Origin of the sequence: Bradyrhizobium symbiodeficiens (assembly GCF_002266465.3) — a bacterium.
In the GTDB taxonomy this organism is placed as follows: Bacteria; Pseudomonadota; Alphaproteobacteria; order Rhizobiales; family Xanthobacteraceae; genus Bradyrhizobium; species Bradyrhizobium symbiodeficiens.
This window is the reverse complement of the sequence record NZ_CP029427.2, coordinates 3,821,336-3,845,348: the sequence shown is the minus strand read 5'-3', so window position 1 is coordinate 3,845,348 and position 24,013 is coordinate 3,821,336. Positions and strand designations below refer to the sequence as shown.

Genomic DNA, 24,013 nt, shown 5'->3' with positions numbered 1-24,013 from the left:
GAAACTTTCACGCCTCTAGCGCGTTTGTGATCGAAGCGCGAAAATTGGCTCGAACCGGATATCGCCGGGGACAGACCAAGAGGGGCGGGACCAACAGATAGCTTTGAACCTTGTCCGATACGCCTTACCCGATCGACCTCGACAGCATTCGCGGCGCGTTTCCGCCCGGCATCGAGGTGCCATCGCTCCTGGTCGACTTTGCCGATTGGCTGAAGGGACGACCGTGGGGCAGCGTCGGCTGCTTCTCCCTGCAAGGCCAGTTCTCCGATCAGGCGCCGATCTTCGACGGTAGTCCCTTGCGCGACAGGTTTTCGCTGTTCATGCGGCTGCCGGACGGATCGGCCGTCGGCGGCTGGTATGGTGCCGGTCTCGATCGCGACAATCCGCCGATCGTGGGGCTTGGCTCGGAGGGCGACCATGAGTTGCTCGCGCCAAGCCTCGACGGGTTGCTGGCGAAGCTGACGTCGCAGCAATTCGAAAAGGCGTGGAGCGATCTGAAGCCGCACGAAGAGGTCGCGTGCCAGACCGTCGAGCTGGCGCAATGGCTCGCGGGGCAGGCGGCCGGCGACAAGGCGGCGTGTGATGACGGCGCAGCGGAGCTCCCGGATTTTCGCGGCTTCGTGGAAAAGTGGAGCCGCGATCGCGAGGACTATTGGGCCAATCACCGCCTGATGGCGGAGCTTGGCTGGCGCCTGGCTGCGCATCTGCCCAAGGGCAAGGATGCATGGGACAAGACGCATTTCGAGGTCGCGATTGTCGGCCAGCAGTACGAGGCCCGCGTTCTTTCACGCGGCCCGCAGCCGTTCGCGGAAGCCGCCTCGATCGAATCCCTGCTGCGCGACCTGCGCGAGGAGATGCGGAAGGCCCAGCCGGAACTCGGGCTGTGGTTCGCGATGAGATTTGGCCTCTATGCCGATGGCCGCGTCATGCCGAACTTCGCATACGACGTGCGTCCGACCATCGACGGCGAGCCGGCGCTGCTTGCCGAAGCGAAAGCCGATCTGGCCAGAGCCCCGCGTCCCGAACGCTGGGTGCCGAAATGGCTGGCGGGATATTGAAGCTCGGCATCCCTCGATAGATCCCCCTTGACTTAGAGTGCGCTCGAAGGGGTATCTGTACGTGCGTCAGTACGAGAACGGGCACCCATGAAGATCGGCGACCTTGCAAAGCGAACCGGCCTGTCGACGCACACGCTGCGCTACTATGAGCGCATCGGGCTGCTGCCATACGCTGACCGGGATCGCTCCGGCCAGCGTGACTTTGACGCTTCGATTCTCACTTGGATCGCATTCCTCGGTCGGCTCAAGACCACGGGAATGCCGATCCGGGACATGTTGCGTTATGCGGCGCTTCGTGACGAAGGCGACGCGACCGGGCCAACCCGGCGGCAGATGCTGGAAGTCCACCGGGAACAGGTTCGCACGCAGATTGCCGAACTCCAGGAATGCCTGCTCGTCCTTGATACCAAGATCGCCGGCTATGCCGGCGACGAACAGAGGACGAAGGAAAATGACGCACGCCCAAACACAAGCCGAAAGCCGCTTCGATCGCGGTCAGCGGGCCCTGTCACGCATTGACGGCCATGCCGGCGAGAAAGTCATCGCTTCGCTCGCCGACATCGCTCCGGACTTCGCACGATACGTGATCGAGTTTCCCTTCGGCGACATCTACTGTCGCCCGGGCCTCGGCCTGCGCGATCGAGAGATCGCGACGATCGCCGCGCTGACGGCACTCGGAAATGCCGCGCCTCAGCTCAAGGTGCATATCGAGGCGGGTCTGAACGTCGGGCTTTCTCGCGACGAGATCGTGGAGGTCATCATGCAGATGGCCGTCTATGCGGGCTTCCCGGCGGCGCTGAACGGGCTGTTCGCCGCCAAGGAGGTGTTCGCCGCGCATGACGGACAGCAGGCGCCGGGCAACGGCACATGACGCCGTGACCGTCAGAACCCCGCGACGCTGCCGTGCAGATCATACTGGTCGGCGCGTTCGATCTTTGCGGTGACGATCTCGCCGACGCGCAAGGGACGGCGGCTCGTCAGATACACCGCGCCGTCGATCTCCGGCGCATCGGCCTTGGAGCGGCCCTTGGCCACCGTCGGACCGACCTCGTCGATGATGATCTGCTGGCGGGTGCCGACCTTGCGCTTCAGCCTGCGCGCCGAGATCTTCTGCTGTCGGGCCATCAGCGCGTTGTAGCGCTCCTGCTTGACCTCTTCGGGCACCGGGTTCTCGATCGCGTTCGCCGTGGCGCCTGCGACCGGCTCGTACTTGAAACAGCCGAGACGATCGATCTCAGCCTCATCCAGCCAATTGAGGAGGTATTCGAAATCGGCGTCGGTCTCGCCGGGGAAGCCGACGATGAAGGTCGAGCGCAAGGCAAGATCGGGACATTCCTCGCGCCAGCGCTTGATGCGCGCCAGCGTCTTGTCCTGCGCCGCCGGGCGCTTCATCGCCTTCAGCACTTCGGGGCTCGCATGCTGGAACGGGATGTCGAGATAGGGCAGCACCTTGCCCTCGTTCATCAGCGCGATGACCTCGTCGACATGCGGGTAGGGGTAGACGTATTGCAGGCGGACCCAGGCACCTAACTCGCCCAACTCGCGTGCGAGGTCGAGGAATCTGGCGCGGACCTGGCGGTCCTTCCACGGGCTCTCCGCATATTTGAGATCGACGCCATAGGCCGAAGTGTCCTGCGAAATGACAAGCAGCTCCTTGACGCCGGCGCCGACCAGGCGCTCGGCCTCGCGCAGCACGTCGTTGGCAGGGCGCGAGACGAGATCGCCGCGCAGCTTCGGGATGATGCAGAAGGTGCAGCGGTTGTTGCAGCCCTCGGAAATCTTCAAATACGCGTAGTGGCGCGGCGTCAGCTTGATGCCCTGCGGCGGCACCAGGTCCACGTGTGGATTGTGGGCCGGCGGCAGCGCGCGGTGCACGGCGTCGAGCACGCTCTCATATTGCTGCGGGCCCGTAATCGAGAGCACGCCGGGATAGGCCTGCTCGATCGCTTCCGGTTCCGCGCCCATGCAGCCTGTGACGATCACCTTGCCGTTCTCGGCCATGGCCTCGCCGATCGCCGAGAGCGATTCTTGCTTGGCGCTGTCGAGGAAGCCGCAGGTGTTGACGATGACGATGTCCGCCCCGTCATGCTTGCGGGCGAGTTCATACCCCTCGGCGCGCAGGCGCGTGATGATGCGCTCGGAATCCACCAATGCCTTGGGACACCCGAGCGACACGAAGCTGACCTTGGGCGCAGCCGTCTGATCCATATCCAAATCTGCCTGATTGACAGGCCTGAGCTAGTCCCAATTGCCCATAATTACAACCCTTTGCAGGGCGATCCGGCGTGCTATGGATGAATCACCTGCCGTGAGTGAGCCATGAACGCCGACCAGTCGCCCAAAATCGTGATTGTCGACGAAAGCCCGATCCGGGCCGCGATCCTGCAGGAGGGATTGCGCGAGGCCGGCTTCACGCAGGTCGTCCACATCAGCGAGATGCAGAGCCTGCTCGCCCGTATCTATGCGGTCGACCCCGAGATCATCCTGATCGATCTCGAGAACCCCAGCCGCGACGTGCTGGAGGCGATGTTCCAGGTCAGCCGCGCCGTGAAGCGGCCGATCGCGATGTTCGTCGACCAGAGCGATTCAGCCTCGATCCAGGCCTCGGTCGAGGCGGGGGTTTCCGCCTACATCGTCGACGGGCTGAAGAAGGAGCGCATCAAGCCGATCCTCGACCTCTGCGTGTCCCGCTTCAATGCCTTCGCCAAGCTCCAGGAGGAGCTCGATCGCACCAAGTCGCAACTCGAGGACCGCAAGGTCATCGAACGCGCCAAGGGCATCCTGATGAAGGTCAAGGGCCTCACCGAGGACGAGGCCTATGTGCTGCTGCGCTCGACCGCGATGCGCGAGAAGAAGAAAATCGGCGAGATCGCGCAGTCGATCATCACCGCGTCGGAGATGCTGAAATGACGACCCCCCTCCGCATCGGGTTCATCCCCTTGGTCGATTCCGCCGCGCTGATCGTCGCGGTCGACAAGGGATTTGCCGCCGCCGAAGGGCTCGACGTCGAGCTGGTGCGCGAGGTCTCCTGGTCCAACGTCCGCGACAAGCTCAATATCGGCCTGTTCGACGCCGCGCATCTGCTCGCGCCAGTGGCGATCGCGTCCTCGCTCGGGCTCGGTCACGTCAAGGTGCCGATCGCCGCGCCCTTCAATCTCGGCATCAACGGCAACGCGATCACGGTGTCGCCGGCGCTCCATGCCGCGCTGATGGAGGAGATCGACGGCGACCGTTTCGATCCGATGGTGACGGCGAAAGCGCTCGCGAAGGTCGTTGCCTTCAGGCGTAAGGCGGGGGCCGAGCCGCTGACCTTCGGCATGACCTTCCCGTTCTCGACCCACAATTACCAATTGCGGTTCTGGATGGCGGCAGGCGGCGTCGATCCCGACGAGGACGTGCGCCTCGTGGTGCTGCCGCCGCCCTACATGGTCGACAGCCTCAAGAGCGGCCATGTCGACGCGTTCTGCGTCGGCGCGCCCTGGAATTCGATCGCGGTCGATCTCGGCATCGGTCACATCCTGCATTTCGTCTCCGACATTCTGGTGCGCGCGGCAGAGAAGGTGCTGGCGGTTCGCCAGGTCTGGGCCGAAAAGAACCCCGACACGGTCGCAGCGCTGGTTCGCGCGGCAGTGAAAGCCGCCGCGTTCATCGAGGAGCCGGACAACCGGACCGAGGCGGCGCGCATCCTGGCGCAGCCCGAGCGGATCGGCGTCGATGCCGAAGTCATCCAGCGCACCCTGACGGGACGTCTGAAGATTTCCCCGGATGGCACCTTCCGTGAAAGCAGCCGCTACCTCCTGGTTGGACGCGAAGAAGCAGGGCGCCCCGATCCGGTGCAGGCCGCCTGGCTCTATGCGCAGATGGTGCGCTGGGGCCAGACAGCGCTCAGCCCGGAGGGGGTCAAGACGGCGATGGCGGTGTTCAGGTCCGACCTTTACGATGCGGCCCTCGGCCGCCGGCCGCCCGAGCAGCCTCCCGCTCCGTTCGGAGCATTCGCCGGCCCCGCCTTCGATCCCGACGACATCCGGGGCCACCTCGAGGCTTTCGAGGTCGGACGTTGGAAGGCCTGATTCGGGCCTGCATATTCTTTGGGCAAGATGTTCCATTGCCTAAAGGTTGATCTGACTGCCCGAATTTCGTGAAAGCCCGCTGGCCGACTTGTTCCGCCGAGACACCTAATCATCTGAGATCGCGTCCTTTTCCGTTTTGAGCAAGCTGGCACGCAACTTGAATGTTGCGGTGCGGCTAGCTTGGCACAGGTGCCTGCTGAGCCGAGTCCCACAGCAACGAAGCTGATTGGACCGTGAGGTATCGAAGCCGGCTCTTGGCCAGCCGAGTTCCTCGCGGGTCGCACCAATATCCGTCGATGCCACCCAGGTGGCCGCAGGAGCTTCGTTACCGATCATGAAAATCGATACGCTCTCAGTCGACTTTACCGACGAGCAGAAACGCTATCTCGAAGGCTTTACGACCGGTCTGCAGATCAGCCGGGTCGGTCGTGGTCTCGGCGGCGGCGCCGGCAAGGCGAGCGCCGAGCCTGTCGGTCCCGATGCCGTGCACATCAAGGCGCAGGACAAGCTGATCGCGTCGGGCAAGAAACTCGCCGACCAGGAGAAGATCAAGCGCGACGAGCATCCGTTCGATGCCTATCCGCGGCTGCGTCAGCAGGCGCTCGACAATACCCCGCCGAGCCCGGCGGACAATTTCCGCTGGCGCTATTACGGCATCTTCTATGTCGCGCCGACGCAGGACTCCTACATGTGCCGCCTGCGCATTCCCAACGGCATCATGAAGCACTGGCAGCTGTCGGGCCTTGCCGATCTCGCCGACGAGCTCTGCGGTCCCTACAGCCACGTCACCACGCGCGCCAATCTCCAGCTTCGCGAGATTCCGCCGAAGCATGCCGTGAAGCTGATCGAGGGCATCCAGGATCTCGGCCTGTGCTCGCGCGGCTCCGGCGCTGACAACATCCGCAACGTCACGGGAACGCCGACCGCTGGCATCGATCCGCAGGAGATCATCGACACGCGGCCCTATGCGCGCGAATGGCACTACCACATCCTCAACGACCGCTCGCTCTACGGCCTGCCGCGCAAGTTCAACGTCGCCTTCGACGGTGCCGGCAGGATCGCGGTGCTGGAAGAGACCAACGACATCGCCTTCACGGCGTATGAGGTGAGGGACGGGTTCGGTGTCGAACCTGGGGTCTGGTTCCGCCTAGGCCTCGGCGGCATCACCGGTCACAAGGACTTTGCGAAATATTCCGGCATCATCGTCAGGCCGGAGCAGGCGACCGCCGTCGCCGACGCCATCGTGCGCGTGTTCATCGACCATGGCGACCGCACCAACCGCAACAAGGCGCGGCTGAAATATGTGCTCGATGCCATGGGCCATGACGGCTTCCTCAAGCTGGTCGAGGAGCGGCTGAAGACGCCATTCACGCGCGTGCCGGAGGAAGCGTTCGCGCCGCGGCCTGCCGCGGACCGCACGGCGCATGTCGGGGTGCACAAGCAGAAGCAGGACGGCCTGAACTGGATCGGCGTGTCGCTGCCGCTCGGCAAGCTCACCTGCGATCAGATGCGCGGCCTTGCCAAGGTCTCGCGCGAGCTCGGCGACGGCGAGATCCGTCTGACGGTCTGGCAGAACCTGCTGATGTCAGGGGTGCGCGACGAGAACGTCGAGCTCGCCATTGCCGCGATCAAGCAGATCGGGCTCGCGGTCGAGGCCTCGCACATCCGTGCCGGCCTGATCGCCTGCACCGGCAATGCCGGCTGCCGTTTCGCCGCGTCCGACACCAAGCGCAGCGCGGCCGAGATCGCCGACTGGTGCGAGCCGCGCGTCGCCATGGACAAGCCGGTCAACATCCACGTCACCGGTTGCCACCATTCCTGCGCACAGCATTACATCAGCGATATCGGCCTGATCGGTGCGCGCGTGCCTGTCAACGACGAGGACACGGTGGAGGGTTATCACCTCTTCACCGGCGGCGGGTTCGGTCCCGACGCCGATGTCGGGCAGGAAGTCTACCACGACCTCAAGGCCGAAGACGCGCCGAAAACGGTCGAAGGACTGCTCAAGGCCTATATCGCCCATCGCACCTCGCCCGACGAAAGCTTCCTGTCGTTTGCGCGCCGCCATGACGGCGAGACGCTGCGCAAACTCGCTGATGCCAAGGTGTCCGCATGAACCAGATCACCCCTCCGCCGAAGCTCGATATCATTCCCGCCAGCGCACCGTTCTCCGACGCGCAACGCTCCTGGCTGAACGGCTTCTTTGCCGGGCTGCTGTCGCCTGACGTGGCAACGCCCTTGTCGGCGGAGCAGGGCGCCGCCGTCATGCAAGCCGGTGACGGCGACGACGGCGAGGCCCCGTGGCACGACCAGACCATGCCGATCGCCGACCGGATGAAGCTCGCCGAGGGGCGTCCCGTGCGCCGCAAGATGATGGCGGCGATGGCGCAGCAGGATTGCGGCCAGTGCGGCTACAATTGCCACGACTATTCGGAAGCGATCGCCACCCGCAGCGAAGCCCGGCTCAATCTCTGCGTTCCCGGCGGCAAGGAAACCGCGCGGATGCTGAAGTCGCTGTACGAGGAGCTGGACAAGGCCCCGGCGGCCAAGACGTACAACACGAACGCGGTGACCGCGCCGGCGGTGACCGTGACGATCGCAGAGCCGGGCCGCTCGCGCGACAACCCCGTCACCGCGACATTCCTGTCGCGCCGTCTGCTCAACAAGGGCAAGTCCGAGAAGGAAACCTACCACGTCGAGTTCGATCTTTCCGAGAGCAAGCTCGATTACGTCGTCGGCGACAGCTTTGGCGTGTTCGCGCGCAACGAGGTCGGGCTCGTCGACCAGATCATCGCGCTGCTCGGCGCCTCCCACACCACCAAAGTCAACGGCAAGACGCTGCGCGAAGTGCTGATCGACGACGTCTCGCTGTCGCCGGCACCCGACACATTGTTCGAATTGATCTCCTTCATCACCGGCGGCGCGCAACGCGAGAAGGCGCGGGCGCTGGCGCAGGGCGAGGATCCCGATGGCGATGCCGCCACCCTCGACGTCATGGCGGCGCTGCAGAAGTTTTCCGGCACCCGGCCGCATCCGGAGGCCTTCGTCGAGGCGCTGGAGCCGCTGCAGCCGCGGCTCTATTCGATCTCGTCGTCGCACAATGCGACGCCGGGAAAATTGTCGCTGACGGTCGACTCCGTGCGCTACGTCGTCGGCAAGCGGAGGCGCCTCGGCGTCGCCTCGACCTTCCTCGGTGAGCGCATCAATGAGGGCGAAAATCTCAAGGTGTACGTGCAGAAGGCGCACGGTTTTGGCTTGCCCGAAGATCCGAAGACGCCTGTCATCATGATCGGCCCCGGCACCGGTATCGCGCCGTTCCGCGCCTTCCTGCTCGACCGTAAGGCGACCGGCGCGCCGGGCAAGAACTGGCTGTTTTTCGGCCACCAGCGCAGCGATTGCGACTTCTTCTACCAGGAAGAGCTCAACGCGATGAAGACCTCGGGGCAGTTGACCCGTTTGTCGCTGGCCTGGTCACGCGACGGCGAAAAGAAGTTCTACGTGCAGGACCGCATGCGCGAGGTGGGCCGCGAATTGTGGACCTGGCTCGCCGAAGGCGCGCATCTCTACATCTGCGGCGATGCCAAGCGCATGGCCAAGGATGTCGAGCGTGCGCTGGTCGACATCGTCGCGCAGTTCGGAGCACGTTCGACGGATGAGGCCGTCAGCTTCGTCGCCGAGCTCAAGAAGACCGGCCGCTTCCAGGCTGACGTGTACTAAAGCTGCTTCACTCGACTGTCATCCGCAGGTTCCAGCTACCTCGGATTTGAACGAATAAGATTCTCGGAACCTGTGTCTGGAGAGAATTTACCGCTGCGAGGCGGCCACTTCTGAGGAGGCGCATTGCTATTTCCTCCGGCATCTTGCCTCCCGCCCTGGTTGATCCCTCATAATCCCGCAAATGGGGCGTTGGAGATCGACCATGCGCGAACTATCGGCGGAAGCCAGGCTGCACTTTTACGCGCGTTCGCTCTCGCGACGGACCGCGGCCAGCATGCACCACGTTGGACTCTACAGCGCCTTTGCGGTCATCGCGGCCATCGTGTTCGGCACGCTGTCGGCGCATCCGTTCTAAGATCTTGCTCGGTCTCGTAGGGTGGGCAAAGCGAAGCGTGCCCACCGCCCGTCTCAATCATGCAGAGATCGTGGGCACGGCGCTATGCGCCTTTGCCCACCCCACGGCACCGGGTGTTTATCAGGCGCCGCGCTTGAACGGCGCGACCTCGATCCCCGCATCCTTCAACGCCTGACGCAAGGTCCGCGCGATCTCGACGGCGCCGTGGGTGTCGCCGTGAATACACACCGTGTCCGTGCGCATCTTGATCACCTTGCCGGTCACCGACACCACCGCGCCGTCCTGCACCATGCGCACCACACGGTCGGCGATCGCCTTGGCATCGTGCAGCACCGCACCTAGCTTCTTGCGCGATACGAGGTTGCCGTCGTCCTCATAGGCGCGGTCGGCGAACACCTCGTGCACCATCGGTAGATTGGCGTCCTCGCCGGCTTTCACCAGCTTCGAATTGGCGAGCACGACGAAGATCAGGCTGGGATCGACCGCCCGGATGCCGGCGGCGATGGCTTTCGCGGTCATATCGTCCTCGCAGGCGACGTTCGAGAGCGCGCCATGCGCCTTCACATGGGTGACCTTGTGGCCGGCCGCGGTCGCGATCGCCTGCAGCGCTCCGATCTGGTAGGCGACGAGGTTCTCGATCTCGGACGCCTTCAGACCGGCGATCGGATGCCGGCCGAAACCGTGAAGGTCGCGATATCCGGGGTGGGCGCCGACCGAGACGCCGCGCGCCTTCGCCAGTTCCACCGTCCGGCGCATGATGTCGGGATCGCCGGCATGGAAGCCGCAGGCAACGTTGACCGAGCTCGCCAGCTCGATCATGGCGGCGTCGTTGCCCATCTCCCACGCGCCAAAACCTTCGCCGAGGTCGCAGTTAAGATCGATCGTCTTCATGGGTTGCTCTCCGGTCGTCGTGTCGTTTATGGCTCCGCCGTCACCTGCCAGGTCCCGGCATCCACGGCGCTGACCGCATAGCCCGCGACGTTGGCATCGCTGAGCGCCTCGATGTTGAGCGCGACGCTGTCGGCGGTGCGCAGGCGATCGGGCAGGTTGCGGATCAGTTGCGCGAACTTCTTGGCCTCGTCCTGCGCCTCGGCCACGCTGACCGCCTTGAAACGGAACGCGGTTCCCGCCGAGGTCTGGGCGAGGCGGCCGACATCGGCGGTGATCACCGTTGCGATCTTGGGATAACCGCCGGAGGTGCCGCGGTCCATCATCAACGCGATCGGCGCGCCGTTGCCGGGCACCTGGATGCTGCCATTGACGGTACCGTCGGAGACGATGTTGTGGCCGTGCAGATGCTTGATGGCAGGGCCCTCGAGCCGATAGCCCATGCGATCGGAGGTCGCCGAGATCTTCCACTCGCTGTCCAGGAACAGCGCCTTGTTGGCGTCGTCGAACTCGTCGTCCTGCGGGCCCAGCAGGACGCGGATCGGGCCGCTCACCGGCTTCGGCAACTCGATCCGAAGCTCCGGCGCACCGCTTGCGGCATCGACGCTGAATTCGTCGCCGGCCTGGAGCGGGCGCGGGTAGGGGCTGCCGAGGCCGGCGCGGGCATTGACGGCAAGACTGCCGAACACCGGCTCTCCCTTGATGGTGCCTTCGATCGCGAGATAGGTGAAGGCGCCGCCGCGGGCAAAGCCCAGCGTCAGCGTCTCGCCGTCCTTCAGCGTCACCGAATTGTCCATCGCGACCGGGCTTCCTGCGACGTCCGCATTGCGCGGCGCGCCTGAAATCGCCACACGCACCGCGCCGTCACGCGCGGTGAAGACGGCGCCGAACGGGCCGATCTCGACAGCGGCTGCGAACGGCGCGTTGCCGACCAGCGTATTCGCCGCGGCCAGCGACAGCCGATCCATGGCGCCGCTGACCGTCAGGCCGTAGCGCTGCGCACCGTGGCGTCCGCCGTCCTGCACGGAGCTGGCCGGGCCGATGCTGGCGACGACGAGGCGGCTCATGCGATCACCTGCTCGGCGACGATCTCGCCGGCTTCCGCAGCGCGATCCAGCTCCTCGAACTCCTTGTGGTGGATGGCGAAAAACGTCACGCGATCACCGGGTTCGGTGAGGAAAGTGGGATTGCGGTGGAGCTGATAGGTTCGGACCGGCGTGCGGCCGAGTAGATGCCAGCCGCTCGGGGCGGCCAGGCACTGGATCCCGGCCTGAACGCCGCCGATCGAGATCGTGCCGGCGGGCGTCAGCAGCCGCGGCGACTGCCGGCGCGACATGTGCAGGGATTTGTCGAGGCCGCTGAGATAGGACCAGCCCGGCGTGAATCCGATCATGGCCACCTTGTAGTCGCCGCCCGCATGTCGGGCGACGATGTCGTCCGGCGTGGTGTCGAGCGCCTTGGCGACATCCTCGAGGTCGATGCCATGCTCGCCGCCATAGGCGACGGGAATGCGCCAGCGGCGCGCCTTGGTCACAGGGGGCGGCGGCTGAATGGCGATCGGCAGCAGCTTCTCGCCAAGCGCATCGAAACCGATCTTGCCGGGATCGTAATGCACCAGCAGCGAGCGATAGGTCGGCACAGTCTCGGTGATGCCATCGATGGGGCTCGCTGCAAGCGCCTTGTCCAACGCCAGCACGCGCTGGTTGGCATCGTCGTCGATGGTGCGGCTGAACTCGACCGTGACGGCGCTGTCGCCACTGGGCAGAAGGCGGGGCGGAGGGAGCGGCACGGCCATGAGCTGTCGAAGTTGGGCCTTGAGGGAATTCGCGGGCTCGATCTTGAGTTCCGCCTCGACCCTGCTTCGCGTAAATGCGCCCGCAAGTCCAATAAATTAATGCAGGGGAAGCCGATAAAGCCTTGTTATCGCGTCGCATAACGGCCCACCGGCCCTGCGTAATTGTTAGCCTCTTGGCCCTTGACGCAAGGGCTGCGGCTCGCAAGATGCGCGCGTTGTTTCCCGCATCTCCGGAGCTCGTCTGTTTCCATGTCGCTGTCCCCCGAAGCCCGCAAAATCCTCGCCGGCATCACCACTGCCACCATCACCACGGTCCTGCTGAAGAAGGGCCTGCGCAATGTGTGGATGCGGGGCGCGCGGCCGCTGTGCCCGGGCCTGCCGCGTCTGGTGGGGCCGGCCTTCACGCTGCGCTTCGTGCCCGCGCGCGAGGATCTGGCGACGCCGGAATCCTGGTCGTCGCCGATCTCGACCCGCACCGCGATCGAGGCGATGCCGGAGGGCTGCATTGCCGTGGTCGATGCCATGGGCATCACCGATGCCGGCATCTTCGGCGACATCCTCTGCGCCCGCATGATGAAGCGCGGCGTCACCGCGCTCGTGACCGATGGCGTCGTGCGTGACGTCGAGGGCGTGCTCGGCACCAATCTCCCGGTGTGGTGCGACGGCTATGCCGCGCCGCCCTCCGTGGCCGGCCTGACCTTCGTCGGCTGGGGCGAGCCGATCGGCTGCGGCGGGGTTGCCGTTTTTTCCGAACGACATCGTGGTCGCCGACCAGGACGGCTGCGTGCTGATCCCGCAGGCGATGCTCGACCACGTGCTCAACGAGGGCGTCGAGCAGGAACGCATGGAAGCCTGGATCGTCAACGAGGTGAACAACGGCGCCGTGCTGCCGGGCCTCTATCCCATGAACGCCGAGACCAAGGCGCGCTACGCCGCCAGCAAGAAGTAACGGAAGCGAGGACACCCCATGGAGATCACTGTTGCAGGCACGCGGCCGACCCGCCGCGCGCCCAAGGAAAACTTCACCGGCACCGTGTGGCAGGACCCCGTGATCATGGCGCCCGCGCCGGCACGGCTGAACTGCTCGCGGGTCGCGTTCGAGCCGGGCGCGCGCACCAATTGGCATCACCATCCGCTCGGGCAGACGCTCTATGTCATCTCCGGCGTCGGCCGCGTCCAGACCAAGGGCGGCCCGGTCAGGGAGATTCGCCCTGGCGACACCGTCTGGATTCCGCCGGGTGAGCTGCACTGGCACGGGGCCTCGCCGACCAACGGCATGTGCCACATCGCCATGCAGGAAGCGCTCGATGGCGTCTACTCGACCTGGCTTGAGCCGGTCACGGACGCGGACTACGGGGCGGCGCTGGGCTGACGCCTCGTGTCCCGGTCAAGACGCATCGCCCCAAGGCGATACGTCGCCGATCCGGGAACCAGAATGTTCCAGCAACCAAGAGGGCTGGGTCCCGGCTCTGCGCAGCAACGCTGCGCGTTGCAGTGCGTCCTGAACACGGCAAACTTACATCCTCTCCGCCGTCCACGTGCCCTTGCACATCGGCCCGCGCCAAGTGCCGGAGCCAGAGGTGCCGCTGAGCCGGCCGAAGCCGACGGCGCGCTTGATGCCGGTGCTCAAGGTGACGTTGATGCTGCCGGCATCCGCCACGCGGCCCGACGCCGACACCGCGGCGTTGCTCGAGGCGATCTGGCCGTTGCTGATGCCGATCGAGACCGTTGCACCGTTGCCGCAAGTCTCGCTCGATGACGAGATGCGGACATTCCATGCACCATCGAAATTGGAGGTTGCCGCGCCTGCCTGTGTCAGCGGGAAGGCGACGGCGACAATGGTGGCGAAGAGAGCCTTGCGAAAGCCGTTCATGACACGCCCCTGTGGTTGATCATGCGGGGATCGTGGCACGCGTGCGGAACCGTCGATGTGAGGGCTGTCACGCGCCGACGGGGCTGTGTGAGGTTGCGCACGTCACGATAATGCCGCGACCAAAAGCAAGGGGGCCCGGATCACGGGCCCCCTTGTCTCGGTCAAGATGTCCGGCTCGAACTCAATTCACGCGCGTCCAGGTCTGGCCGCCGCAGAACATGCCGCCGAAGGCGCAGCCCTGCACGCGCAGGCGGTCGGTGCCCTTCAGCGCGATCGTCGAATCGTAGGTCGAGCCGGAGTTCGGATCGAGGATGCGGCCGGACCATTTCTGGTCCTTGCCGGGCTTCATGTTGATCAGGACCTGCTCGCCGTTCTGGTTCGATTTGCTGTCGACCGAATAGCCGCAAAGGTTGTTGCCGCATTGCTCGATGCGGACCTTCCCTTCCTTCTCCTCGGTGAGCCAGACGCCGAGCGGTGAATTGAGATCACGCGTGGGCGCGGCTGCAGGCGCTGGCGGCGCGACGGCGGCGGCCTGAACGGGGGGACGAGCCGGCGCGGGCGGAGGAGGCGGGGCTACAGCCGGAGGTGCCGCAGCCACGGTCGGGGCCGGCGGAGGTGCGGCGGGTGCTGCCTGCTGCTCGACCGGCGCGGGGGCCGGAGGAGGCGCGGGCGGCGGCAAGACGGCGGTCTCGGCCGGCGGATTGCTGGCGGTCGCTGGCGGGGGAGCCGACGGTGGTGCTGCGGCCGCGGGGGCAGGCGCGGGCACCGGTGCGGCGGCGGCCGGCGCGGTGGTCGTCGGGGCGGGGGCCGGAGGCGCAGCCGGCGTTTGCGGCTCGACCGTGGCTTGCTGCGGTGCCTGCTGGCCCGGGGTCGCCTCGTTCTTCTTGGCTTTCTTCGCCTTGCCCTGGCCGGTGTTGTCGTACACGCCCGGGATCTGCACGGTGCCGCGGTCCGGGTCGATGCGGATGGTACGCCCGCCATATTCGAAGGTGTACTGCGCCTGCGCAGCGGTGCTCGCCAAAAGGAATGCGGCCGTGGCCAACAGCTTCCTCATTTCCATCTCCTGAACAGGTGGTCCCCGCGCCGACGCTTACGCGCCGGCCCGACTGCAAAAAGTGATCTAGATCACTGTCGTCCGTATGAGTCGCCGTCCTGCGGTTTCCGGTTCAATAGACCCGGGGCCGGTCCAAAGTTTGGCGGGGGCAAGCGACACGAGGACGCGGCCTGAAGCGCCGTTCCGGCGTGATCGGAGCCACGTTCCAGCTTCTCATGTCACCGTGTTTTCCTTGGCGCGAACCGGCACCGAATTCGCGCAAAAACGCTCTAGTCGAACCAGGCGGCGTAGATCTTCTTGTAGCTGCCGTCCTCCATGGAAATGTGCAGCCACTGGTCGACGAAGGCCTTCAGCGCCATGTCGCGCTGGAGCCAATAGGCCTTCTCGGAGAAGTCGAACGGCTTTTCGGGATGCACCGCGCACAGTACGCCGGCATGCTGCTTCTGCTGGTAGCGCGTCTCGGAGGCGTCCGTCATCATCAGATCGGCGTTGCCCTTGGCGATCTCGTCGAAGATCACGGTATTGTCGGAGAAGACGGTGATCTCTGCATCCCTGACGTTGGCACGCGCGAAACGCTCGTTGGTGCCGCCGGGATTGACGATCACGCGGGTGCCTTTCTTGTCGATGTCCGCGATGCTCTGGTACTTGCCGACGTCGGCGCAGCGGGCGATCGGCGTCTTGCCCTCGCGCATGATCGGCGTCGTGAAGAAGCCTTTCCTTTGCCGGTCGAGCGTGACCGAGACGCCGCCCATGGCGATGTCGAACTGGTCGGCCTCGAAATCCTTCATCAGCTTCGGCCAAGCCGTGGGCACGAACTCGACCTTGACCCCGAGCGCCTTGCCGAGTGCTTCGGCCATGTCGACGTCGAAACCGCTGAATTTCTGCGTCGCCTTGTCCAGATAGGTGAAGGGCTTGTAGTCGCCGGTCATGCCGACCCGCAAGGTGCCGCGCTTGACGATCTCGTCGAGGCGCGAGGGCGCCTGCTGCGCGTGAGCCGAAAGATCTGCCAGCAACGCCACGGCCAACGCCGCCAGGATCCGAACAGCCAATCGAACGATCATCTCTTCTCCACCCCTACGCGAGCTGTCATTGTGCAGCTCTTGAGAGGTGGATTTAGATCAGATGCCAGGCGCTGGCGAGATGGAATTGAGGGGAATTTCGACGTGACGATCTCGATGTACGAAGCCTCTGTCGGCCTCTTCGTCCCGCATTTGCGTAACCTGTCGGGGCTGCTCGACAAGGGCGTGGCCTATGCGGAGACCCGCAAGTTCAATCCGGCGATTCTGCTCGGTATGCGGCTGGCCCCGAACATGTACGATCTGGCGCAGCAGGTCGGCGAGGCCTGCCGGCATGCGGTGGTCGCCCCGGCCTTGCTGGCGGAGCGCGAGCCGGTGGCGCTGCCGGCGCTGGAGCACGACATGGCCGGACTGCAGGCCCGGATCGCAACCTCGATCGAGTTTATCGAAAGCCTGCCGCGCGCGGAGATTAATGCGGCGGCGGAGCGGAATGTCTTCTTCAGGCTGAAGAACGGGACCGAGCTGCCCTTCACCGGGCGAGCGCTGCTGCTGACCTTCAGTGTCCCGCAGTTCTTCTTTCACGTCACGACCGCCTACGACCTGCTGCGGCACGCAGGTGTCGAGCTCGCGAAGAAGGATTATCTCGGCAGGCGGTAGAGCTTACGCTTCGCCCTTGCGCTCGTAGTCGGCGAGCGAGCTGCGGCCGGCGATCTCGCTGCGCAGTTCTTCGAAGCGACGGTGTGCCTCGTCCTCGTGCTCGTCGACGAAGCGCATGGCGGCCTCGCTCGTCATCGGGCCGCTAATCACGGGAACGGATTGCTCGCCGATGGTCTCGTGGACGTAGAACTGGTCGTCATCGCCGCGATGGACCGTCCATTTGAGCCGGATCGCGACCATCGGTCCAGGCCCGACCTTGCTATAGCCGTCGCCGTCGGTGTGCTCCGGCACCAGCGGCTGCTCTTCGATCACCGGATGCTCTTCGACTGACTGATGCTCGTCGACGACCGGATACTCGTCGACGACCTGCTGTTCGTCGGAGTCCATATGCTCGCGCTCTCCGGTGACCACGATCTCGGTCTCGGTCTTGCGAATGACGAGGACGGGCTCGGGGTACTCCAGAATGCTGGCGATGGTCGCCAGCGCGTGGTCGGTCGGGTCGATCTCTGACAAGGGTACATCCTCCAGCTCGACGCGCCAGCCAGTCTGTCCCACTGCCGCCGCGCTTCCGGCACCATTACGCGCGTTTGATTAAGGCTGAGTTGGGGCTCGATCTGCACCAAAATGGGACGCATTCTGGCCGTCCGAAGGCGGGCATATTATTCGCCCGCCGTCGGCTTGTTCAGCCGAGCACATCCTGGTTGATGATGTTCTGCCGGATCGGATCGCCGTCCAGCACACTCAGGATATTGCGCGCGGTCTGTTCGCTCATGCGGCTCACCGCTTCGACGGTGACGCCGGCGACGTGCGGGGCGATGATGACGTTGGGCAGCGCGAACAGCGCGTTGCTGACCGGCGGCGGCTCCACCTCGAACACGTCGATGCCGGCGCCTGCGACCTTGCCGGAGACCAGGGCGTCGTACAGCGCGGCTTCCTTCACGATGCCGCCGCGCGCGGTGTTGATGAGATAGGATTTCGGCTTCATCCGGCCGATCCTGTCAGCATCGAACAGGCCGATCGTTTCCGGCGTCTTCGGGCAGTGGATGGTGACGAAATCGGCGTGAGGCAGCGCGGCATCGAGGTCGGCGACGGGCTCGCAGCCGGCGGCCTTGATCTCGGCGGCCGGCTTGTAGGGATCGTAGACCTGCACGGTCATTTCCATCGCCAGGCACCGCTTGGCGGTACGGGTGCCGATGCGGCCGAAGCCGATGATCAGCACGGTCTTGCCGTAGAGATCGAACGGCAGCATGCCGAGCCGGTCGGCCCATTTGCCGTCCTTGACGCAGGCGTGCAACTCTTGCGCGCGCTTGGCCAGCGTCAGCATCATGAACAGCGCCTGCTCGGCGACCGAGGGCGAGTTGGCGCTGCCCGCGACCATCAGTGGCACCTTGCGGCGGGACAGAGCGGGCACGTCGACGGCGTCGTAGCCGACACCGATGCGGGTGACGACCTTCATATCTTTCGCTGCTTCGAGTTCGGTCTCGCCGAAGGCGGTCGCGCCGAGCGCGACGCCATGAACCGGCGCATGGCTCTTCAGCATGACCTCAAAGTCTTTCGCCGAGATCAGGTTCGGAAACTCGACGAGTTCGATATCGTCCCGCTGGGTGAGAAGGGCGCGTGCCCCTTGCGACAAAGTTTGTGTAACGAAAATCTTCTTCTTGTTGGTCGCCATCGTCCCCTGCCTGCGCGAGTTTCTTGGACCGGCGTCACAACACGACGCCGGTCGCCTCGTTTAGCAGGTGCATGTTATTGAGGTCCATCGCCAAACGCATGGGTGCCCCGTCCTTGGCGCCGGCATTGGGATCGACGCGGCCACAGACCGGCGTGCCCTCGAGGCCGAAATAGACCAGCGTCTCCATGCCCATCGGCTCGGTGACGTCGAGCACGGTGTCGAAGGTCTCAACGCCCGGTCCGAGATGCGCGTGCGCCTCGGTGAGATGCTCGGGGCGGAGGCCGAGCAGCAGCTTGTCGGTGCGCGGCAGCGAATTGTAACGCGCCGCGCGGGCCGGCGGGAGCGCAAAGGCGATGCGGTCGGTGAGGCGGATCTGAAGCGTGCCGCCGAGATCCTCGAGCCGGCACGGCAGGAAGTTCATCGCAGGCGAGCCGATGAAGCCGGCGACGAAGCGCGTCGCCGGCCTGTGGTAGAGCTCGTTCGGCGTGCCGATCTGCTCGATGCGCCCCTTGTTCATCACCACGACGCGGTCGGCCAGCGTCATCGCCTCGACCTGGTCGTGGGTGACGTAGACCGTGGTGGTGCGGACCTTCTGGTGCACCTTCTTGATCTCGATCCGCATCTGCACGCGCAGCTTGGCGTCGAGATTGGACAGCGGCTCGTCGAACAGAAAGACTTTCGGATTGCGCACGATGGCCCGGCCCATCGCGACGCGCTGGCGCTGGCCACCGGAGAGCTGCTTCGGCTTGCGGTCGATCAGGTCGGTGATGTCGAGCAGGCGGGCGGCTTCCGTCACGCGCGCCTTGATCTCGGCCTTGGGGTAGTGCTTGAGCCGGAGCCCGAACGACATGTTCTCGGCGACCGTCATGTGCGGATAGAGCGCGTAATTCTGGAACACCATCGCGATGTCGCGGTCTTTCGGCGGCACGTCATTGACGACGTCGCCGCCGATCATGATGTCGCCGTCGGTGATGTCCTCGAGGCCTGCGATCATCCGCAGCGTCGTCGACTTGCCGCAGCCGGAGGGACCGACCAGCACGATGAACTCGTGGTCGGCGATATCCAGGTCGATGCCGCGCACGGCTTCGACGTCGTCGTAACGCTTAACCACTTTCCGCAAAGCAACGTCAGCCATCGAACTTCAGCTCCTGGTCATCAACCCTTTGTCGCACCGGCGGTCAGGCCGGCAATGTAATAGTCCATCAGGAAGGCGTAGATGATGAGCGGCGGCGCCGCGCCGAGCAGCGCGCCGGTCATGATCTGTCCCCAGTTGAAGACGTCGCCCTTGATCAGCGTGGTAATGATGCCGACCGGCAGCACGAGTTGATCCGTGGAGGTCGTGAACACGAGCGGATAGAGGAATTGCGCCCAGGACACGGTAAAGGCGAAGATGGTCGCGGCGATCAGTCCCGGCAGCGCCACCGGAATGAAGATCCGGGTCAGCGTCTGGAACCAGGACGCCCCATCGATGATCGCGGCCTCGTCGAGCTCCTTGGGGATCGATGCGAAGTATCCGATCATGATCCAGGTGCAGAACGGGACCGTCAGCGTCGGATAGATGAAGAGCAGCACGTACCAGCGGTTGATGAGCTGGATGCCGGTCCAGTCGCCGAACTGGGCGAACACCTTGAACAGCGGAATGAACAACAGGCTGTCCGGAATCAGGTAGGTCAGGAACACGCCGGTCGCCAGCGTGGCCGACCCCCAGAACCGCATCCGCGCGAGGGCAAATGCCGCGGGCACGCTGATCAGCATCGTGATGGTGACCACGAAAATCGAAACCAGCGCGGAATTCAAGAAGAACCGCAGGAACTGGTTTGACGTCAGCAGGCCGACATAGTTCTCGAGAGTCGGGTGGAAAACCCACCATGGATTGGTCGCCGCCGAGATTTCAGCGCTGCTCTTGAGAGAGGTGATCAGCATGTAAATGGGCGGCAGCAGCGAGAAGATCGCAAACAGCGTCAGAAAGAAGTACGACCATCGCAGCGCCCATTTGCGGTCGCGGCTCATGCTTCCCAACTTGACGCTGCGCCTCGGCGCGGCCTTGTCTATCGTGACTGAGCTCATCAGGCTTCATTCCCGCGCTTGTTGACGTCCCGCAGGATGAATATCGCTGCGACCGCCAGGATCGGCACCATGAACAGGGAGACGCTTGCGCCAAGCGGAATATCGCTTCCTTCGATGCCGATCCGGAAAGCCCAGGTCGCAAAGATATGGGTGTGGTCGAGAGGGCCGCCGGCGGTCAGGATTCTCACGATGTCGAAATTGGCGAAGGTCACGATCAGCGAGAACAGCGTCGTGATCGCTATGATGTTGCGCATCATCGGCAGCGTCACGTACCAGATGCGCTGCCACCAATTGGCTCCGTCGATCGCTGCGGCTTCATAGAGTTGCTCCGGCACCGATTTCAGCGAAGCCAGATACATGATCATGAAGAACGGTGCGCCGTACCAGACATTGACCAGGATCACGGAAAAGCGCGCCCAGTCGGCATCGCCCGTCCACGGGATCGGCCCGATCCCGAAAAACGACAGCGTATAGTTGAACGCGCTGTAGGAGGGATCGAACAGCCACAGCCATGCGAGCGTGCTCATCGCGGGCGGAATGACCCAGGGCACCAGCAGCATGCCGCGCCATTTGCGCTGACCTTTGGCCGGAATGTTATGGACGAAGTGGGCGACGATGAACCCGATCAGCGCTTTGAACAAAACGGCGGTGATGGCGAAGATGCAGGATTGCTTGACGACAAGCCAGAACGTGTCGCGCTTGAACAGGAACTCGAAGTTGCCGAAACCGACGAATCTTTGCATCGACTTGTTGAGGGTCGCCAGATGCAGCGAATAGAACGCAGGATAAAGCACCAGAAGTGCAATGAGGATGATCAGCGGCAACGTCATCAGGAACGCCGCGGTGGATTTGCGTTTGAGTGCCTTTTTCAAACCGGAGCGTTTTCGCACCGGTTGCGCTGCGCCGACCGTGTTCGGCTGCAATGCGACATCCGCCATGATGCATTTTCCTTGCGCGATTTGGTCGATCAACCCGACTCTTGGAAGGTGCGAGAACCGAAGCTGCCGGCTCTCGCCAAGTGAGTGAGACGGAGGACTCGCCGCGGACGGCTTCATGCCGTTGCGGCGAGCCTGTCCGGCTTAGCTCCGCATGAAGCCTTCACACTCGCCTTCGGCCCAGGCGAGCGTCTTTTCCATCGCTTCGCCCTGATGATACCGAAGGCACATCTTGGTGAGCGTGGCTTGCGCGTAGATCTGCTGTGCGATCTTCGGCGGCGCGGGAGAGGCCGCAATCGACAACGTCTGATGCTTGTAGGGATTTGGATAGTGAAAGAGCGTCCCTTTCGGCGGACCCTCTTCCTGCCAAACCTTCAGCGTTGTGAGCTTCTCATAAGCGGGCAAATCGTAGCCTCCGCTGGCGTTGACCATCTTTTCGATGGCTGCCGGCTTCGACAACGCGATGAGCAGACTCTTCGCTGCCTCCTTGTTCTTGGAGAAGTTCCAGATGCTCCAGAAATAGGGCAGGTAGGGTGCAAAGCGCCCCTTCGGCCCTTTCGGGAATCCGTGCGTCCAGCATTGCTCCGCAACCTGCGGCGCGTCGCGTTTGGCGACCGCCCAGGCGCTCGGCGGATTCATGATCATCGCACCTCGGCCGGAGACCAGCCATTTATTGTTGGATGCGTCGTCCCAGGCTGCGACATCGGGCGGCAGGAAGCCGATCAGCTTCTTGTAGAAGTCGAGCGCCTGACGAACCGCATCGGTCTTGACGGTGAGATTGCCCTTGGCGTCCACGAGCTGGGCGCCGAACGAAAGGAAAATCGCGCCCGCCGTATCGACGTTGTCGGTGGTCTCGCCGAGGCCGATACCGAACGGGACGCCGGCCTTGTGACAGGCTTCGGCAGCTTTCAGGAATGTTTCGAGCGTCCAGTCATCCGCTTTCGGTTCAGAGCCGGCCGGATACATCGCCTGCACGTCGATGCCGGCGTGCTTCTTCATCAAATCGATGCGGGAGCAGGGCCCCTTGATTTGACTACCGACGCAGGCCGGGACGCCGAGCCATTTGCTCCCGGACATGCCCAGATATTTGACCGTGCCGTTCACCTCGCCGTTCTCCGCGATGATCGGCCCCATGATGTCGGCAACGTTCTCCAACTGGTCGGCATTGGAATGGGCCCACCACGTCGGCATCGCGAAAATATCATGACCTGACTTTGCCTGCGCTTCCGCGGCGATGGTCAGCAGGTTCTTGTTGCCCTGGCTTGGGATGTAGTCGATGGAGACTTCGACCTTCTCCTTGGCGGCCCATTCATTGACCAGATCGGTCGAGGCCTTGTTGGCGCCTGGCACCCAATGGTCCCAGAAGCCGATCGAGAGCTTGCCGGCGGCGCTAGCGCCCCGGACGTAAGGCGCTGTCACCAGCGCCGCGGAGGACAGTGCAGTGGCAGCCACAAATTGACGTCGCGTCAGTTTCTTGCGTGACATCTCGTTTCCTCGCCTGGGTGTTTGTTGTTGGAGTTTCCTCTGAGACTTCTTTTCAAGTTTCTTGTGGTTGGATTTTCTTATTGACGCCGTCGGCCCAGGTGAACAAGTCACGCAGGCCGCAGCAAATTGGTAGCGCGATCAGATCATGATTGATCGCGTCTGTCGAGAAAGCCGAACGGCTCACGCCTAGAACTTACGTTGTGTGCTGGATCGCGGGAGCGCTGAGCGGCCCGTCAGTTGCGATCGCTTGTTTTTTGCAACGCACACGTTTGCATGAACCGGTCTGGAACGATCGGTGCGCAATTACGCCGCAGTTTCGAATAAGCCTGCATAACCGCTTCGCGCGAAAGCGTTTTCGGGCGTGGACAGCGCTCGGCTGCGTCTGGACCGCGAAGGGACGGAAACGATAGTGTCGCACTTGGCGGGTGACCTCGCCCCAACAGGCCAATCAGATCGACGATGGAGACGAGAATGATCAACCCGGCGCCGTCAGCGCGGCTCCACTTGCGGCGATGGCTCGCGCTGGGGGCCGTGCTTACGCTGCTGCTCGGTGCGGCCGCAGTGGCCCATGCTCAAGGCTTGGTCAAAGGCGTTCAGGACGGCGCTGCGGCCGGAAACAAGGCAGCAGGTCCGGTCGGTGGCGTGCTCGGCGGTGCAATCGGCGGCGTGGTCGGCGTCTTCACCGGCGTGCTCGGCGTCGGCAACAATGGCAATCAGGCCCCGGCCGCCAAGGATGCCGGCAAGGATGCCAAGCAGCAGGGCGCGGCCAAGGACAAGGATGCCAAAGACAAGGATGCAAAGGGCGCCAAAGCGGGCAAGGGCGCCAAGGCGAGCAAGGAGGCCAAGAACGCACCTAATCAAGGCAAGGACAATAAGGACGTCACGGTCCTCACCCAGCCCGGCGCGCCGCAGCAGAGCGCGGAACAGATCGTCGCCAACAGCGATTCCTATATCGAGCGGATCAAGACCCAGCTGAACCTCACGGCTGATCAGGAGAAGCACTGGTACGGCTTCTCCAGCGCAATGCACTACCTGGGACATAATGGTGCGGAGCGGCTCAACTTGCGGGTTGCGCGCGCCAAGCGGGATCCACCCGACGACATCATCGAGCAGATGCGCAACGAGGCGCAGTTCCTGATCGATCGCGCCGCCGATCAGCGCAATGTCGCCGACGCCGCCGAGCCGCTGTTTTCGAGCCTCGATGACAAGCAGAAGCAGGTCTTCATTCAGGAGATGGTGCGGCTGAGCCACGAGCGAGGATTGGATTGATCCAGTTGAATCGGATCGGGCGGGCGCGAATTAACGGGGCCCGCACGAATTCGTGAATCTTCTCCGTAATTGAGTTATGATCAACTCTGGAATCTGACTGCG

Annotated in this window: 24 protein-coding genes and 1 pseudogene; 12 read left to right on the top strand and 13 right to left on the bottom strand. The window is 64.0% G+C overall.

Annotated features, from left to right (window positions below):
* Window positions 1-110 precede the first annotated feature (110 nt).
* The 3 genes from CIT39_RS17740 (at window position 111) to CIT39_RS17730 (ending at window position 1,929) form a co-directional block, all read left to right on the top strand.
* Complete coding sequence (locus CIT39_RS17740) at window positions 111-1,058, top strand: hypothetical protein (protein ID WP_094973964.1); 948 nt, start codon at window positions 111-113, stop codon at window positions 1,056-1,058.
* Window positions 1,059-1,145: 87 nt separating this feature from the next.
* Complete coding sequence (locus CIT39_RS17735) at window positions 1,146-1,577, top strand: MerR family transcriptional regulator (RefSeq protein ID WP_094973963.1); 432 nt, start codon at window positions 1,146-1,148, stop codon at window positions 1,575-1,577.
* A complete protein-coding gene (locus tag CIT39_RS17730) occupies window positions 1,510-1,929 on the top strand; it encodes a carboxymuconolactone decarboxylase family protein (RefSeq protein WP_094973962.1) in 420 nt (139 codons plus the stop codon). Before CIT39_RS17735 ends, CIT39_RS17730 begins: the two co-directional genes overlap by 68 nt.
* An 11-nt stretch (window positions 1,930-1,940) precedes the next feature.
* Here the strand turns inward: CIT39_RS17730 and rimO are convergent, their stop codons facing one another.
* Window positions 1,941-3,266 (bottom strand): 30S ribosomal protein S12 methylthiotransferase RimO, encoded by a 1,326-nt coding sequence (gene rimO, locus CIT39_RS17725; RefSeq protein WP_094973961.1) that lies wholly within the window; start codon window positions 3,264-3,266, stop codon window positions 1,941-1,943.
* A gap of 111 nt (window positions 3,267-3,377) precedes the next feature.
* On the opposite strand from rimO, the gene CIT39_RS17720 reads away from it, so the two are divergent.
* The 5 genes from CIT39_RS17720 (at window position 3,378) to CIT39_RS17700 (ending at window position 9,200) form a co-directional block, all read left to right on the top strand.
* The gene (locus CIT39_RS17720) at window positions 3,378-3,968 is read left to right on the top strand and encodes an ANTAR domain-containing response regulator (RefSeq protein WP_094973960.1); all 591 of its coding nucleotides are present in this window, start codon (window positions 3,378-3,380) and stop codon (window positions 3,966-3,968) included.
* A complete protein-coding gene (locus CIT39_RS17715; protein WP_094973959.1) occupies window positions 3,965-5,128 on the top strand; it encodes a CmpA/NrtA family ABC transporter substrate-binding protein in 1,164 nt (387 codons plus the stop codon). The genes CIT39_RS17720 and CIT39_RS17715 overlap by 4 nt, the downstream gene beginning before the upstream one ends.
* Before the next feature lie 334 nt (window positions 5,129-5,462).
* Window positions 5,463-7,244, top strand: coding sequence for a NirA family protein (locus CIT39_RS17710; RefSeq protein WP_162308552.1), 1,782 nt, complete (start codon window positions 5,463-5,465; stop codon window positions 7,242-7,244).
* Window positions 7,241-8,845 carry a sulfite reductase subunit alpha gene (locus tag CIT39_RS17705; protein WP_094973957.1) on the top strand — a complete coding sequence of 535 codons (1,605 nt, stop codon included), beginning with the start codon at window positions 7,241-7,243 and terminating at the stop codon, window positions 8,843-8,845. The genes CIT39_RS17710 and CIT39_RS17705 overlap by 4 nt, the downstream gene beginning before the upstream one ends.
* A 202-nt stretch (window positions 8,846-9,047) precedes the next feature.
* Window positions 9,048-9,200 (top strand): hypothetical protein, encoded by a 153-nt coding sequence (locus tag CIT39_RS17700; protein ID WP_162848658.1) that lies wholly within the window; start codon window positions 9,048-9,050, stop codon window positions 9,198-9,200.
* Between the two features lie 120 nt (window positions 9,201-9,320).
* Here the strand turns inward: CIT39_RS17700 and CIT39_RS17695 are convergent, their stop codons facing one another.
* From CIT39_RS17695 to pxpB, 3 genes are read right to left on the bottom strand one after another with little or no spacing between them, the layout of a single operon-like run.
* Window positions 9,321-10,091: a LamB/YcsF family protein gene (locus CIT39_RS17695; protein WP_094973955.1), complete on the bottom strand. Its 771-nt coding sequence runs from the start codon at window positions 10,089-10,091 to the stop codon at window positions 9,321-9,323.
* Between the two features lie 26 nt (window positions 10,092-10,117).
* A complete protein-coding gene (locus tag CIT39_RS17690) occupies window positions 10,118-11,155 on the bottom strand; it encodes a 5-oxoprolinase subunit C family protein (RefSeq protein WP_094973954.1) in 1,038 nt (345 codons plus the stop codon).
* The gene (gene pxpB / locus CIT39_RS17685) at window positions 11,152-11,883 is read right to left on the bottom strand and encodes a 5-oxoprolinase subunit PxpB (protein ID WP_094973953.1); all 732 of its coding nucleotides are present in this window, start codon (window positions 11,881-11,883) and stop codon (window positions 11,152-11,154) included. Before pxpB ends, CIT39_RS17690 begins: the two co-directional genes overlap by 4 nt.
* A 249-nt stretch (window positions 11,884-12,132) precedes the next feature.
* Between pxpB and CIT39_RS17680 the strand changes: the two are divergent.
* Together CIT39_RS17680 and CIT39_RS17675 are read left to right on the top strand one after the other, a co-directional pair.
* Window positions 12,133-12,832 (top strand): annotated as a pseudogene (locus CIT39_RS17680) (ribonuclease activity regulator RraA).
* 18 nt (window positions 12,833-12,850) lie between these two features.
* Window positions 12,851-13,255, top strand: a complete 405-nt coding sequence (locus tag CIT39_RS17675) for a (R)-mandelonitrile lyase (protein WP_094973951.1) — start codon at window positions 12,851-12,853, stop codon at window positions 13,253-13,255.
* Between the two features lie 144 nt (window positions 13,256-13,399).
* Here the strand turns inward: CIT39_RS17675 and CIT39_RS17670 are convergent, their stop codons facing one another.
* From CIT39_RS17670 to CIT39_RS17660, 3 genes are all read right to left on the bottom strand, one after another.
* A complete protein-coding gene (locus CIT39_RS17670; protein ID WP_094973950.1) occupies window positions 13,400-13,756 on the bottom strand; it encodes a hypothetical protein in 357 nt (118 codons plus the stop codon).
* A 181-nt stretch (window positions 13,757-13,937) separates the two neighbouring features.
* On the bottom strand, window positions 13,938-14,810 hold the full coding sequence (locus CIT39_RS17665; protein WP_094974059.1) for a DUF2147 domain-containing protein: 873 nt from the start codon (window positions 14,808-14,810) through the stop codon (window positions 13,938-13,940).
* A gap of 269 nt (window positions 14,811-15,079) precedes the next feature.
* Entirely contained in the window at window positions 15,080-15,871 is a 792-nt protein-coding gene (locus CIT39_RS17660) for a transporter substrate-binding domain-containing protein (RefSeq protein ID WP_162308551.1), read from the bottom strand.
* A 114-nt stretch (window positions 15,872-15,985) separates the two neighbouring features.
* Here CIT39_RS17660 and CIT39_RS17655 point away from each other — a divergent pair, with 114 nt between their 5' ends.
* Window positions 15,986-16,483: a DUF1993 domain-containing protein gene (locus CIT39_RS17655; protein WP_162308901.1), complete on the top strand. Its 498-nt coding sequence runs from the start codon at window positions 15,986-15,988 to the stop codon at window positions 16,481-16,483.
* Window positions 16,484-16,486: 3 nt separating this feature from the next.
* On the opposite strand, the gene CIT39_RS17650 is transcribed toward CIT39_RS17655, so the two are convergent.
* The 6 genes from CIT39_RS17650 to CIT39_RS17625 all read right to left on the bottom strand — a co-directional run bounded on the left by CIT39_RS17650 (window position 16,487) and on the right by CIT39_RS17625 (window position 22,642).
* Window positions 16,487-16,996: a hypothetical protein gene (locus CIT39_RS17650; protein WP_162308550.1), complete on the bottom strand. Its 510-nt coding sequence runs from the start codon at window positions 16,994-16,996 to the stop codon at window positions 16,487-16,489.
* Window positions 16,997-17,165: 169 nt separating this feature from the next.
* Complete coding sequence (locus CIT39_RS17645) at window positions 17,166-18,155, bottom strand: hydroxyacid dehydrogenase (RefSeq protein WP_094973947.1); 990 nt, start codon at window positions 18,153-18,155, stop codon at window positions 17,166-17,168.
* A gap of 34 nt (window positions 18,156-18,189) precedes the next feature.
* Entirely contained in the window at window positions 18,190-19,290 is a 1,101-nt protein-coding gene (locus CIT39_RS17640; protein ID WP_094973946.1) for an ABC transporter ATP-binding protein, read from the bottom strand.
* A gap of 20 nt (window positions 19,291-19,310) precedes the next feature.
* Entirely contained in the window at window positions 19,311-20,222 is a 912-nt protein-coding gene (locus CIT39_RS17635; RefSeq protein WP_094973945.1) for a carbohydrate ABC transporter permease, read from the bottom strand.
* Entirely contained in the window at window positions 20,222-21,160 is a 939-nt protein-coding gene (locus CIT39_RS17630) for a carbohydrate ABC transporter permease (protein ID WP_094974057.1), read from the bottom strand. The genes CIT39_RS17635 and CIT39_RS17630 overlap by 1 nt, the downstream gene beginning before the upstream one ends.
* 141 nt (window positions 21,161-21,301) lie before the next feature.
* Window positions 21,302-22,642 (bottom strand): ABC transporter substrate-binding protein, encoded by a 1,341-nt coding sequence (locus tag CIT39_RS17625; RefSeq protein WP_094973944.1) that lies wholly within the window; start codon window positions 22,640-22,642, stop codon window positions 21,302-21,304.
* Between the two features lie 471 nt (window positions 22,643-23,113).
* On the opposite strand from CIT39_RS17625, the gene CIT39_RS17620 reads away from it, so the two are divergent.
* Window positions 23,114-23,911: a Spy/CpxP family protein refolding chaperone gene (locus CIT39_RS17620; protein WP_094973943.1), complete on the top strand. Its 798-nt coding sequence runs from the start codon at window positions 23,114-23,116 to the stop codon at window positions 23,909-23,911.
* Window positions 23,912-24,013 lie beyond the last annotated feature (102 nt).